The 13,064-nt window shown below is 60.0% G+C and carries 11 protein-coding genes and 2 pseudogenes; 6 read left to right on the forward strand and 7 right to left on the reverse strand.

The window, feature by feature from the left end:
• From P3W85_RS04605 to P3W85_RS04635, 7 genes and pseudogenes are all read right to left on the reverse strand, one after another.
• Positions 1 to 1,221, reverse strand: a pseudogene (locus tag P3W85_RS04605) (hypothetical protein); the annotation flags it as partial.
• A gap of 83 nt (positions 1,222 to 1,304) precedes the next feature.
• On the reverse strand, positions 1,305 to 1,928 hold the full coding sequence (locus P3W85_RS04610; RefSeq protein WP_276263890.1) for a hypothetical protein: 624 nt from the start codon (positions 1,926 to 1,928) through the stop codon (positions 1,305 to 1,307).
• A gap of 539 nt (positions 1,929 to 2,467) precedes the next feature.
• Entirely contained in the window at positions 2,468 to 2,710 is a 243-nt protein-coding gene (locus P3W85_RS04615; protein WP_276263891.1) for a hypothetical protein, read from the reverse strand.
• Complete coding sequence (locus P3W85_RS04620; protein ID WP_276263892.1) at positions 2,703 to 3,497, reverse strand: hypothetical protein; 795 nt, start codon at positions 3,495 to 3,497, stop codon at positions 2,703 to 2,705. The genes P3W85_RS04615 and P3W85_RS04620 overlap by 8 nt, the downstream gene beginning before the upstream one ends.
• An 11-nt stretch (positions 3,498 to 3,508) precedes the next feature.
• Positions 3,509 to 4,462: a hypothetical protein gene (locus P3W85_RS04625; RefSeq protein WP_276263893.1), complete on the reverse strand. Its 954-nt coding sequence runs from the start codon at positions 4,460 to 4,462 to the stop codon at positions 3,509 to 3,511.
• Positions 4,459 to 4,923, reverse strand: a complete 465-nt coding sequence (locus P3W85_RS04630; protein WP_276263894.1) for a hypothetical protein — start codon at positions 4,921 to 4,923, stop codon at positions 4,459 to 4,461. Before P3W85_RS04630 ends, P3W85_RS04625 begins: the two co-directional genes overlap by 4 nt.
• Before the next feature lie 183 nt (positions 4,924 to 5,106).
• The gene (locus tag P3W85_RS04635) at positions 5,107 to 6,303 is read right to left on the reverse strand and encodes a hypothetical protein (protein ID WP_276263895.1); all 1,197 of its coding nucleotides are present in this window, start codon (positions 6,301 to 6,303) and stop codon (positions 5,107 to 5,109) included.
• 446 nt (positions 6,304 to 6,749) lie between these two features.
• Here P3W85_RS04635 and tssB point away from each other — a divergent pair, with 446 nt between their 5' ends.
• From tssB to P3W85_RS04665, 6 genes and pseudogenes are all read left to right on the forward strand, one after another.
• Positions 6,750 to 7,265 carry a type VI secretion system contractile sheath small subunit gene (gene tssB / locus P3W85_RS04640; protein WP_276263896.1) on the forward strand — a complete coding sequence of 172 codons (516 nt, stop codon included), beginning with the start codon at positions 6,750 to 6,752 and terminating at the stop codon, positions 7,263 to 7,265.
• Positions 7,266 to 7,290: 25 nt separating this feature from the next.
• A complete protein-coding gene (gene tssC / locus P3W85_RS04645; protein ID WP_276263897.1) occupies positions 7,291 to 8,838 on the forward strand; it encodes a type VI secretion system contractile sheath large subunit in 1,548 nt (515 codons plus the stop codon).
• 399 nt (positions 8,839 to 9,237) lie between these two features.
• A complete protein-coding gene (gene iscB / locus P3W85_RS04650) occupies positions 9,238 to 10,641 on the forward strand; it encodes an RNA-guided endonuclease IscB (protein WP_276263898.1) in 1,404 nt (467 codons plus the stop codon).
• Positions 10,641 to 11,987, forward strand: a complete 1,347-nt coding sequence (gene tssK / locus P3W85_RS04655) for a type VI secretion system baseplate subunit TssK (RefSeq protein WP_276263899.1) — start codon at positions 10,641 to 10,643, stop codon at positions 11,985 to 11,987. The genes iscB and tssK overlap by 1 nt, the downstream gene beginning before the upstream one ends.
• Positions 11,984 to 12,631, forward strand: coding sequence for a DotU/TssL family secretion system protein (locus P3W85_RS04660; RefSeq protein WP_276263900.1), 648 nt, complete (start codon positions 11,984 to 11,986; stop codon positions 12,629 to 12,631). The genes tssK and P3W85_RS04660 overlap by 4 nt, the downstream gene beginning before the upstream one ends.
• Before the next feature lie 10 nt (positions 12,632 to 12,641).
• Positions 12,642 to 13,064: pseudogene (locus P3W85_RS04665) on the forward strand (OmpA family protein); the annotation flags it as partial.

Here is a 13,064-nt window from a genome sequence, read left to right on the forward strand (position 1 = left end):
AGTTAATTTAATCACCTTCTTTTTATTTTTCATAATATCCCACACACCTGGGTATGCTCCCTCGCCACAATCGATCTCCCCGGAAACGGCGACGAAATTCCCATCCCTAGAAATAATCGCAGCACCCGGCACATCACCTACAGAGAAAGCCATTTCCTTTAGCTTTCCAATTGATTTATTATTTTTATATGAACCATCCATTGTAATTAAATTCATGGGGCCTCCAATTTTCGAAACCAGGGCGAGATAGGAAAGCGGGCTGAGATCAACAAAATCCAGAGAGACATATATATTCTTGCTGAGATTGATGTCGGACAAAACCCCGACATTGGGTGGAATCAGTGAAACTGATATATCACTACCAGACCAACATCGATTAAGAGATTCAGTAGGTATGTACCCGCGCGCAGAAACCATGAGCGCAGAACGATCTGAACTCAGTACGGCATATAGAACCTCACCGTTGACTGAGCATTTAGCCTTCTTACCGTTCTGGTTTATCACAAGGCTCCCATTTTCGATGTAATGGGCCTCGCTGTCGGCCGCGGGCCACGGCAGTGCACTGGCTGCGCCGGATGAGCTTGCCGACGCAGGTGTATCGACAAACTGGACGGACTGAAGAATCGCTTTGATTTTCCAAAGTTGGTTGGTTTTTGGATTTGCCAACCATTCAACCGGCGTTGTTCCACATAACGCTAGTGCCTGATGAATGAGGCAAAAGCTGAAAAAGCGGGCTCGGCGTTGCTCATCGCCTGTTGTGTCATCGAAGGTGAGCGCTGTTCCGATCCAGTTTGCCCCGCTCAATGGCACGGTCTGCGCATGCGCCTGCTCGTCGAATGGGGTTGGTTCAGGATCGTCACCCCATGGACTGTATTTTAGCCACCGATCGTTAACATATTTTGCTCCCAGCGCGATGCCTATCTTCCGTTCGTTGGCTTCCTGACAAAAAAGACCGAAACCACCGTTCAACGACGCCATCGGCCCCGTTAAGGGAAGGTAGTATGTACCCTCCTGCGGCCGCGAGCCATCTGAGTTGAGTGTACGGAAATGACCTCCGAACATATCCGCGATTCTGAACTGACACGAACCTACGATGTGGGCTTTGGAAGGTGTCGCAATACCTTTGAGTTTCGCTTTAGAAAAATCTTGAGCTATTGCCTCGCAGTAAAATAATGAAGAAACGAAAATTAGTGCGCACAGCAAAAATGGGGTGCACTTCATCTTTATATTCCACAATAAATTACGATTATTCACTCAAAAAATGTTCAACCATCAGGATTTATGAATATACCTTGATAAATGACTTAATTCCGATTTTCTGGACTCAGATACCTTATATCCCCCAGAATCATCACGAACCATTCTTGCTCAGCCTTCGTTAGGCTTATTTCTTTATCGATCTCCAGGGAGAAACAAGTCAAGCCTGGTTGATTTGGGCAGACCAACAGAAAATCCGGAACTCTAATTTTTACCCGATCACCAGATACTGAGTTCACATAAGCAACCGTGCCTGCAATGTTTGCGCCCCGATATGGGCGCTCCCAAACAACATTACGACCATAGCGACCACCGGAATCCTCCAATTCGATTTCTTCCTTCGCCGTTTTCGGCTGATCCCGTTTCATATACTGATCGTTCGAGTCAACAGCCTGGGGTACTAGGTTGCAGCCGAAAGTGAGCTTGGCACTTATGTTTCTTTTTTTCGGTGAAAAATCAGCATCGAAAACTATCACAATAGAATCTGCCGCCGATATTTTTTCCGCGCCTTTTACTGCGGATGAAATCCTATCCCCCAGTGCATACCTACAGTATTCTTTTATTTTCGACAAATTCTCCGTAACATTTGAATCGAATTTCGCCACCGAATTTCCGGCGCTAATAATTCCAATCAAAAAAATAACAAAAACACATCTTATGTATGACATCAAGATATGCTTCTCCTAGAGAAGTCCTCCGGCATTTCGCGCTCTACTACACCACGGACAACCCTGCGGCGCTGGCGCTGCTGGGCACCTGAAGAAAATACGACTGCTGCCCGGTGAGCCTCTTGCGCGACGCACCGCCCTCACCTTTCAGATCTTCAGTCCAATCCGCCTTTGCCTTTTGCTCCGTTGTCAGCGCGGCAGAGGCTGCCGCAGAGGAGAGGCACTCTCGACGACATGCCCGCTCGCGCTGCACCTTACCCGCATTCTCGGGCGCTGAGAACGGTTGAAAGTCGCATTTCCCAACCTCATGCAAATAAAGAATTTTCCGCACTCAAAAGGAGAAATTTCTCGAATACAGCCTGAGGGACCGTATGCTATTTTTTAAGATTTACCATCGATCGAACGCTGCGTTGATTGATTCAACTCAAGGCGCAAAGCTGGCAGTGGAGATCAAACGCTGTGGCGGCAGTTCCGCGCTGCCAGTGGATCGGGATCACCGCGCCATGGACGACTTCAAGGCCGAGGGGGCTGAAAGCATCTCGTTATACGGAAGTCGAAGCCTCGCCTCGACTACATGCAGCCGGCAATCGGCTGATGTTGGAATAGCGTGACATGGTCGAATCGTCCTGTTTCCGATGGCGGCCAAAGGCGTCGAAAAAGAAGCCCATTTTGACGACTGCGCCGCAGGGAATGCATTCGTCATGCTTGTACGGCTTGTGTGCCGAGAGCATGCCATCCAGCACGTCCTGTGGTGTACGGTCCGCGGAGTCGAGTGGTTTAGCCATGAGAATCTCCTTTCTGCTTGTCCTGTGCCCGATTGCGTTTCAATGCATCGACGACCGTGGGCGGCAGGTTCTCCATCGCCGCGCCGAAGGCCCCCGGCGTATCCTTGGTTTCGGCCAGAATCTTCTGGATGGCCGGATGCTCGTCAAACCTAGGATTCACCAACAGGGTGTAGTAGACGTACTGCTGGAGATCCTGCGTATTGGTCAGGCGATATTTCAGCCAGCCTTCGGACGCTATCCGCGCAGTGCGACGGAATGCCGCCGCGTCCTCCCCGGAGTTGGGATCAAAAGTCTTGCCTTGCTTCTTGTAAAGCCAGTCGTCGATCTTTGCGTAGAAGATCCGTGTGCCCCGCAGATCGTTGCGGAACTCGAACTCGACGTGGTCGTCCGGATAGAAATGCAGGCCGAGCACGCGCTCGCCAGCGCCGCCGACAAGCTTCGTGGGGGGAAGATGAATCTCGGTGATCTTCTGAATCTTCTGGATTGGCGCGTAGAGATCCTTGATGGCCTCATCAGCGTCATAAACTTCCCACTTCACCGTGAACGCCGTACCCTTCAGCTTGTAGCAGCAGCTAAGAGAGCCCGCTCCCGATCCCGGCATCAGGTCGCCGCCACCGCTCGCCGTATTGCCGTACTTGTCGTAGATGACAAATCGGCTCAAGTTGTATGGCGTGTAGTTAAACGCCCCCACGCTCAGCCCCCCATAGGTCGGCGCCGACGAAAATGCATCGCACCCCGTGACCAGCACCAACGACACAATCAACAACCAGACCGATCGCATTCTCATCCTCACTCCGTTCAAGAGCGCTCTGGCGGCTGCCCGAGGATCAACAGGTCGAACAGCGCCATCACCTCGGGCGGGAGCGGGTTCTTTCCTTTGGTTCCATCCGCCCACGCCTGTGCAAGCACCGCGGCTTCCGGTCTCAGAACAGTCGCCTCGATCGTCCTCACGCTCTCGTCAAGGTCAGCCTCATATGGCAATTCCATCCGGCCCTTCATGCTGCTGAGGCGATCGGCTGATTTCTGCAGTTCCTTCTGAAACGGCAAGCGCCAAGCCTGCTCCTGCGCCTCCTTTGCGATACGCTCCCAGATATTGGGGCGGACCAACGCCGGGACCATCGCAGGAAGGGCACGGGCTTGCGCTTCCCGCGCCGCGTGCCATCTGGTCAGGACCCTGGACAGCGCCACGTGATCGACGGGGGAGCGTCTGCGCTCCAATTGATATGCGGCCTCGGCATCCTTGGCTTCTTGCCCCAGGGCGAAGTGCGCGCGCTTTACCTCATCTACGTTGCGCGAGAGCATCTCCTCGAACGCAGGCGATGAATACCGGACCGCCAGCCAGCGCAGAAGTACCTCCATATGGGGCGTAAAGTCGCGGCCTGCTTCGGGCGGCACCACGCTGCGGTATGCCTTGATCAGGTCGGGGACCCGGAGGTGGTCCTTGCGCTCAGAGACGGTGTGCGCAAGGCTGATTTTCGTGAACACAGGACCTTGGTACTGAAATAGCGCATCCATCCGTTCCAGCACCGCTCCCGCAGTCAGCGTCTTGTACAGCATGTCCCGCAGTGCCGGAGGCTGGGCTCCTACACGAAACCCCTTCGATCCAGGCGACGCGCCTTCCGTGATGTACTCGCTGGAGCCGGGATAGCGGTACTGTCCATCACGGGACGGCTCCGAGGTGAATGCATCGCACCCGGTGACCAGCAGTAGCGACAGCAGCAGGTGCCAAACAGCGACTCGTCCTCCCTTCATATACTCTTGTCCTTCTTGAATTCTTCCCGGCACGCATCGCCGACCAGCGAGAGCACTTCGGAAAAGGAGATATCCCCGAGCGAAGCCGCCAGCAGCTTCGAATGGATCAATGGATGCTCGTCGAATCGAGCGGAGATCAGCAGTCCCTTGAAGACATACTGGAGCATGTCGCCTTCACTGCGGATCCGGTAGCGTGCCGCGCGCTCGATCTGGACACCGACGGCTTCCTGCAACGCCTCATGCGAGGGGTGCTCTGGGAATTCGCCGTAGATCTGTCTGAGCTGTAGCGTCAGCTTGTCGGCATAGCCGAGGGTGAGCAGATCGAGATGCTGCGCTTCTGTCATCGCCAGTGCTTCCTGGCCCACCGGGCCTGGCGGGACACCGGGAGACCAGGCGCGATCGGCATTGGCCCGGGTGCGGAACCAGAGATCGAACACAACGCCGGCGAAACGCGCCTGCACGTCATCGCTCCAGACTTGCCGGAGCCACTCGAGTACCCGCATTCGCGGGCGCTGAGAACGGTTGAAAGTCGCATTTCCCAACCTCATGCAAATAAAGAATTTTCCGCACTAAAAAGGAGAAATTTCTCGAATACAGCCTGGGGTACCGTATGTTATTTAATGAAATTTATCGCCGCACCTGAACTATTGCCCAACGCCCAGCTTGTCCGCGGCCGCGTCGCCATAGACCGTTGCAATGCGTCGTTCAACGATGGCTTGTGTCAACGTTTTAGGGAAGTCATCGGACGTTTTCCAGCCGCTGCCATCCTTGACGAAGACAAAATCCCCTTTCAGCTGGAGCAGGGACATCGCGCCGATGGCTTCCAGCAGGTTGTCCCGGTAGTCGATCAGCAACGGACACGAAACATGGTCGCCATCGATCCGCCTGCAGTCCGCGGCCGGGACGACGCCCAATATGCTGTTGGCCTTGGTCGAGGGTTCGCCGTGGTCCAGCAGCGGCTTCCCGTAGTTCGGCGAGATCGTGGCGAGATCGGCATCCAGCCGGGCGACTCCCGCCATGAAGCTGGCGCTGATGGTTTCCCGGCCTAGCGGTGCCCCGAGTTTCTTGTTGAGCCCCTTCGCGTCATAGCGCGCGGTTACATATCCAGACGGGAACATCTGCACGGCGTAGTCGCTTTTGCTTTTCTCATCAGGCCGGATGACGTAGCCGATCGCGGTCTTTTCATCGGCGACAGCCAGGTCGGCGACGCAGCCGCGGGAGCGGTTGCCCTCGTCATAACCGATTTCCCGATAGTTGCTGACGCGGGGATGGCTTTGACTATCCGTGTCCGTCATCAGGAGTGGATTTTTCAACGTCGCGTCTATCCGGGCCCGGATCATGATGGAATCCACTGCCTTGACCGTGTTCGACGCGCCGCACGACGGCGTGGAAGCGGGCCACAGCATGTAAGCACCGATCACGATCAGCACGGCGAAGCCGCCGGCACTGAAGAGTCTCTGCTTTTTCTTCTGCTCTTTCAGGGCCATCCCTATCAGCGCTTCAGCACGCTTTTCGAAGCGAAGCGGATCGAGTTCCCGCAGCAGGAACAGCAAGCTCACCTGGGCGTTGATATCGTCGAAACGCTCCTCCATCAGGCGGCCCGTGGCACTTGCCTCGGTTTCCTGATCGGTGTAGCCCTGGGCAATCAGCCAGTCAAGCATGGCTCGTATGGTATCCCCCTTCAACTCGGCTTCCGCATCCTCGTCCAGCCGCTGTTGCGCCTCGTTGACCTGTTCTCCGCTTATGTAGTCGCCAAGCTTGAGCGCCACAAGCATGCCCAGACGGCGGTCGTCCTCTTGTGATTCAGCATGGTTTTCTGGTTCTGGTAGTTCTGGTAGCACGGGTATTGCCTTCCCTGTAATGTAACAAGCAGCCTGGCACGGTCGCGGAGCCTGCTCGCGCTGCACCTTACCCGCATTCGCGGGCGCTGGGAACGGTTGGAAGTCGCGTTTATCAAAACATCTCAAATGAAGAATTTTCCGCATAAAAAGCAGAAATTTCCCAATTACGGCGCGTTTAAACTCTGATCAAATCGGTGCGCGGTTCACTCGGTTATTGTTTGAGTCCGTTTTCATGGACACTCCCGTGAGGCGGGTTCTCTCCATGGGAATTACCTGCAATTCAAGGCAACAGTCCAGGCAGCAACCCAGGCAAAACCGGAAAAATCTCATATCTCCGATTGGATTCCCATGCTATTCAGTCGAGTGCTGATCTTTGCATTGACAGCCGCATTGCTCTTCATCGCCTGAATCCAACACCGTTCAATCAGGAATTAAAAGGAATCGACATGGCCGAAAGCTTCCAGAACGAAGTGCCCAAGGCACGGGTCAACATCAAGCTCGACCTGCATACCGGCGGCGCGCAGAAGAAGGTCGAGCTGCCGCTCAAGATGCTGGTGATGGGCGACTACAGCAATGGGCGGGACACGCGGGCGCTCGCCGAGCGCGAGAAGGTGTCCATCAACAAGAACAACTTCGATTCCGTCCTCGCCGACTTCAATCCCAAGGCCAGGATCGCGGTGGAGAACACCCTCGCCGGCGATGGCTCCGAGCTGCCGGTGGATCTGGATTTCAAGTCCATGGACGACTTCAAGCCGGAAGTGGTGGCCGGCAGGGTGCCGGAGCTGCGGGCGCTGATGGCGGCGCGCAATCTGCTGCGTGACCTGAAGTCGAACCTGCTCGACAACGCGATGTTCCGCCGCGAGCTCGAGAAGATCCTCAAGGACCCGGCGCTGTCCGAGCGTCTGCGCGCCGATCTTCAAAAGATCGGCCAGGCCGCACCGGCCTCCCCGTCCGCCCAGTAACCTGATTCCCTGAGGATTGAGCCCCATGTCCAAGCATGAAATCGGCGCCCGCGCCAATAGCGAAGCAGATACCGTGGTCCTGGACGCCCCAGGCAAGAGCGTGTACGAATCCCTGTGCGAGAAGATCAACCTGACGCCGGTCAAGAGCACGCGCCCGGTGGAATCGTTCCAGAGCGCCGATGCGCTCTCCGAATCGTCGCTGGACGAGCGTGTCGCCCAGGCGATGAGCGTCTTCCTGAAGATGATCCAGGACTCGTCCCAGCAGGTGGACCGCCTGGACAAGAGCCTGCTCGACTTTCACATCGAGCACCTGGACCAGCGGATCAGCCGTCAGCTCGATGCCATCATGCACCACGAGACGTTCCAGCAGATCGAATCGGCCTGGCGCGGGCTGAAGTTCGTTGTCGATCGCACGGACTTCCGCAAGAACGTCAAGATCGAAGTGCTGGATGCTTCCAAGGATGCGCTGCGCCAGGATTTCGAGGATACGCCCGAGGTCATCCAGAGCGGCATGTACCTGCACACCTACATCCAGGAATACGACACCCCGGGCGGTGAGCCGATCGGCTCGATCATCTCGAACTACGCGTTCGACCGCAGCCCCCAGGATATCGCCCTGCTGCGTAATATCTCCAAGGTCTCCGCCGCCGCCCATATGCCCTTCATCGGCTCGGTGTCGCCGGAATTCTTCGGCAAGGAGTCGATGGAGGAAGTGGCCAGCATCCGCGATATCGGCAACTACTTCGATCGGGCCGAGTACCTGAAGTGGAAGAGCTTCCGCGATTCGGACGATGCCCGCTATATCGGCCTGACCCTGCCGCGCTTCCTGGCGCGCCTGCCGTATGGTCCGGACACGGTGCCGGTGCGCGCCTTCAACTACACGGAGGCGGTCAAGGGCCCGGATCACAGCCGGTATCTGTGGGCCAACGCGTCATTCGCGTTCGCCGCGAACATGGTGCAGAGCTTCATCAAGAACGGCTGGTGCGTGCAGATTCGCGGCCCGCAGGCCGGCGGCCTGGTCGAGGACCTGCCGATCCACCTGTACGACCTGGGCACCGGCAACCAGGCCAAGATCCCGACCGAGGTGCTGATTCCGGAGACGCGCGAGTTCGAGTTCGCCAATCTCGGCTTCATTCCGCTGTCGTACTACAAGAACCACGACTTCGCGTGCTTCTTCTCGGCGCACTCGGCCCAGAAGCCGGCGCTCTACGACACCAGGGAGGCTACCGCCAACAGCCGCGTCAATGCGCGGCTGCCGTACATCTTCCTGCTCTCGCGCATCGCTCACTACCTGAAGCTGATCCAGCGCGAGAACATCGGCACCACCAAGGACCGGCGCCTGCTGGAGTTGGAGCTGAACACCTGGGTCAAGACGCTCGTGACCGAGATGACCGATCCGGGCGACGAGCTCCAGGCCTCGCACCCGCTGCGCGAAGCCAAGGTGATGGTCGAGGATATCGAGGACAACCCGGGCTTCTTCCGCATCAAGCTCTTCATCGTGCCCCACTTCCAGATCGAGGGGATGGATATCAATCTCTCGCTGGTGTCGCAGATGCCGAAGGCAAAGAACTGAGCCTCTGAGCGGGGCGTCCAGGGACGCCTCACTGCCGCGAGGAGGAAATGCCTCCACACGGCGTGCATTTCGGGCAAGGGCGTGCCAGCGCGCGCCGGCCCGCTTCTTCCGAGCATGGTCAACTACCCCGGCCTAAAAGCCGGAGCTTGTAAAGGCAACTGACCAAGCTCGGGTTGACCAGGCAAAGCGGTAACCAACCCGCTACGTTGCGAATAGGTGCAAGACCAACGTTGGGATGCTTCCTCAGTCCCAACCTCTTGAAGCCCCGGTTGCAGACAAGCGACAGGGTAAGCACGAAACGGATCGGGGCAGATCGCCGGTTCGCAACATTGCCGAGGGGAGACTTCCCGCAAGGGAGGCGTCACCAGGCCCGTAAGGGCACCTTTTGGGAGAGATTGCGTGGCAGTCTTTGTGTTGGACAAGAGCGGCAAGCCACTCATGCCGTGCAGCGAGAAGCGAGCAAGATTGCTGCTGACGCGCGGCCGCGCGCGCGCGCACCGTGTGATGCCCTTCGCTATCCGTCTGGTGGATCGGCGAAAGACGGACTGCTCCCTGCAACCGCTTCGCCTGAAGCTCGATCCCGGCAGCAAGCGAACCGGCGTGGCAATCGTTCGCGAGGCCGGCTCCGGCGACGACAAGACGGCTCGGCATGCTGCCGTCCTGTCCCTGGCAGAACTGATCCACCGCGGCGCGCAGATCAGCCTGAGCCTGACCGCACGGCGGGCTATGCGCCGGGCGCGACGCGGTCGCAAGACGCGGTATCGGGCCGCCCGCTTCAGCAACCGACGCAAGCCAGCGGGGTGGCTGGCGCCTAGCCTGCAGCACCGTGTCGACACGACGATGGCCTGGGTAAGCCGTTTCCTGGCACTCGCGCCGATTACCGCCATCAGCGCCGAACTCGTCCGCTTCGACATGCAGGCGATGCAGAACCCGGAGATAACGGGCGTCGAGTACCAACAAGGGGAACTGGCAGGCTACGAAATCCGCGAATATCTGCTTGAGAAATGGGGGCGGCAATGCGCCTACTGCGATGCCCGCAACACGCCGCTGGAGATGGAGCACATCGAAGCACGCGCCACCGGCGGGTCGAATCGCATCTCCAATCTCACGCTCGCTTGCGTGCCTTGCAATCGCAAGAAGGCAGCGCGGCCTCTCGCTGAATTCCTGCACAAGGATCCAGAACGTGTCAAACGCATTCTGGTTCGGGCAAAGGCACCGCTTCGTGACGCCGCTGCCGTCAATTCGACCCGCTGGGCGCTATACAACGCGCTGGTGACCACGGGCCTGCCGGTGGAGACCGGATCGGGCGGTCGAACCAAGTACAACCGCCGGCGCCTCGAACTGCCAAAGACCCATGCGCTGGACGCAGCGTGCGTTGGCGTGGTGGATTCTGTCTCGGCCTGGCAGAAGCCCACGTTGACGATCAAGTGCGCGGGCCGCGGCGCTTACCAGCGCACCCGCCTCACAGCGTCTGGTTTCCCCCGCGGCTACTTGATACGGAGCAAACGCGTGTTTGGCTTCCAGACCGGCGACATGGTCCGGGCCGAAGTGCCGACGGGGAAGAAGGCTGGCACACATGTGGGCCGGGTCGCGATTCGCGCGACCGGATCCTTCAACATTCAGACCGAGCACGGGCCTGTGCAAGGCATTTCTCATCGCTATTGCAGGATCATTCAGCGCGGTGACGGATACGGTTACTCATTCGTAGCGCATTCCACAATGGAGAGCGGGCACAGGGGCGACGCTTCGCGTCGCGCGCTATCCCTCCACGGCATGAAGGCCGAGGTTTCTCGCGCAAACTGATGAAAATCACCAGACCGCTGTGGGCCCAGGGCATCTTCATGACGCCCCAGCATTTCCAGCAACAGGCGCTGTGGGACCGCTACGCCGACGAGCATGTCGCGCGCATTGCCAGCCCGGAGCCATGGGGCACCGTACGCGTCGCGCTCGACTCGCAGGCTTTGACCATCCATCGCCTGACCGTCAGCGCGCTGGCAGTCCGCCTGCCCGACGGGACCGTAATCGACACCGAAACGGCGGACTGCACCCCGGCCGCGCGCGACCTCGCGGACGTGCCTGCGGGCGTCGATGCCGTGGTGGTGCTGATCGGGCTACCCTTGGCCGATGCGCAGGGCGGCAACTGCGTCGAGGCCGGCGAGCGGCCCGCCCGGCCGCGCCGTTTCGTGCGCGAGTACCTGCCGGTGGCCGACCTGCACGGCGAAGGCAAGGAAGAGATCAGCGTGGAGCGGCACGCGCTGGCTCTCCTGTTCGATTTCGAGGAGCACGGCGATTATGTGACCTGCCCCCTCGCCCGGCTGGTGCGCACGCCGCAGGGGAGCTTCGAGCTGGACCCGGCGTTCGTACCGCCCTGTCTCTTCCTGTCGGCGAGCGCCCGGCTTACCGAACGCATGAAGCGGCTCGCGGAAATCCTGAGCGCCAAGAGCGCCAGCCTGGCCGTACGCCGGCGCGAGCGTTCCGACCAGATTGCCGACTACGCGGTAGCCGACGTCGCCCTGTTCTGGCTGCTGCACAGCGTAAACGGCAATTGGCCGGAACTGGCCCGGCTGTGCGCCGCGCCGCAACAGCATCCCGAGCGGCTCTACTGCATCCTGGCCCGCCTGGCCGGGTCGCTGCTGACCTTCTCCACGACGGAGACGCTGCAGGCCGTTCCGGCCTACGATCACCTCGCCCCGGAGCCGGTGTTCGCCGAGCTGGAATCGCTGATCCGCACGCTGCTCGACACGGTGATCCCATCGCGGGTCGTCCCGGTGGCGCTGGAGCGTGCCAGGCCCACGGTCTGGGTCGGAAAGATCCACGACGAGCGCCTGGCGGAAGGGGCCGAGTACTACCTTTCGGTCCAGGCGGGGCTGCCCGCCCATGCGCTGCTCGAACAATTGCCGCGCCTGTGCAAGGCCGGGGCGCCGGACGAGGTCGAGCAGATCGTCAACTCAGCCTTGCCGGGGATTCCGTTGCGGACCCTGTCGCGCCTGCCGGCGGCCATCCCGGTGCGTATCGAGAACCAGTACTTCGCGCTCGACAGCGCGCACCCGGCGTTCGGCCGCATGCTGGCCGCGCGGGCCTGCCAGTTCTACGTTCCCGCGTCCTTGCCCGACGTGTCACTTGAACTCTTTGCGGTATTGCCGGCATGACGACAGCCACCATGATTCTGCCTCCCGCCCTGCGCAACACGGCCCTGACCGTCACAGGGCTGGCCGACCAGGCCAGGCCCGTGACCTTCGGCCCGTTCCGCGCGCGATGCCTTGCGCACGTGGCACGCCTGCGCGAGGAACTCCGGGCCGCCGGCCACCCGCCGGAGGTCGCCGAGGATGCGGTCTACGCGCAATGCGCCCTGCTGGATGAGGTCGCGCTGCGCCGGCTCGAGGGCTCCGACCGGCAAACCTGGGAACACGAGCCCCTGCAGGTCAGGGAATTCCAGAGCCACGACGCCGGGCAAGCGCTGATCGCCCGCATCGAGCGGCGCCTGGCCGAGCCCCAGCCGGTACTGCCGCTGCTGGCGGTCTTCCACGCCGTGCTGGCCCTGGGCTTCCAGGGCCGGTTCGCGCTGGAGGGCGCCAGCGACCGGGCGGCACTGATGGGCGCCATCGATGACCGCCTGAAGCGCGCCGGCTTGGCCGACGCCACCGGGCCGGTGATCGTGACAAGCGGCAAGGCGCGTGGATGGGACGGCCTGACGCCGCTTGCCTGGGTGGCGCTTACCTGCCTTGGCGCGGGACTGGTCTACCTGGCGCTGGACCGGTGGCTGGCCGCATCGATCGCCCGGCTCGCCGGCTGAAAGGGGTCTCGTGACCGGCTACCCCTACCGCGCCCTCTTTGGCTGGATCGCTGCGCTTGCGCTCGCCTGGCTCGCGCTCAGCTCGCCATGGCGCTCATCGTGGAACCTGCTGCTGGCGGTGTTCGTCATCGCACTCGCTGCGGTGGCCATCCTGATTGCCACCCGGCGGGTGCGCGCACGCCAGCGCGCCTCGCAGGCCATACTGGAGACCATCCATGCGTCGACCGACGCGCTGCCGGGCGATATCCGCCGCAACACGCCCCTGGTGCTGGCGGTAGGCGATAGCGACGGCGCGCCCGCACAGGCGTTCGGCAATGCGCTGGTCAGGAATACCGATGCGGCAATCTGGGTGCGCATCGACGCGCCCACCCGGCTGGCGCCCGTGGCCGACGCCCTCAAGCGCTGGCGCGAAGGACAAGGCCCGGACGCCGTC

Origin of the sequence: Cupriavidus basilensis (genome assembly GCF_029335485.1) — a bacterium.
Classification (GTDB): domain Bacteria; phylum Pseudomonadota; class Gammaproteobacteria; order Burkholderiales; family Burkholderiaceae; genus Cupriavidus; species Cupriavidus basilensis_E.

Coding starts and splice junctions, on each gene's coding strand:
- P3W85_RS04615 (WP_276263891.1), bottom strand. CDS start 2,710: ATGGCTAAACCACTCGACTCCGCGGACCGTACACCACAGGACGTGCTG.
- P3W85_RS04620 (WP_276263892.1), bottom strand. CDS start 3,497: ATGAGAATGCGATCGGTCTGGTTGTTGATTGTGTCGTTGGTGCTGGTC.
- P3W85_RS04625 (WP_276263893.1), bottom strand. CDS start 4,462: ATGAAGGGAGGACGAGTCGCTGTTTGGCACCTGCTGCTGTCGCTACTG.
- tssB (WP_276263896.1), top strand. CDS start 6,750: ATGGCCGAAAGCTTCCAGAACGAAGTGCCCAAGGCACGGGTCAACATC.
- tssC (WP_276263897.1), top strand. CDS start 7,291: ATGTCCAAGCATGAAATCGGCGCCCGCGCCAATAGCGAAGCAGATACC.
- tssK (WP_276263899.1), top strand. CDS start 10,641: ATGAAAATCACCAGACCGCTGTGGGCCCAGGGCATCTTCATGACGCCC.
- P3W85_RS04660 (WP_276263900.1), top strand. CDS start 11,984: ATGACGACAGCCACCATGATTCTGCCTCCCGCCCTGCGCAACACGGCC.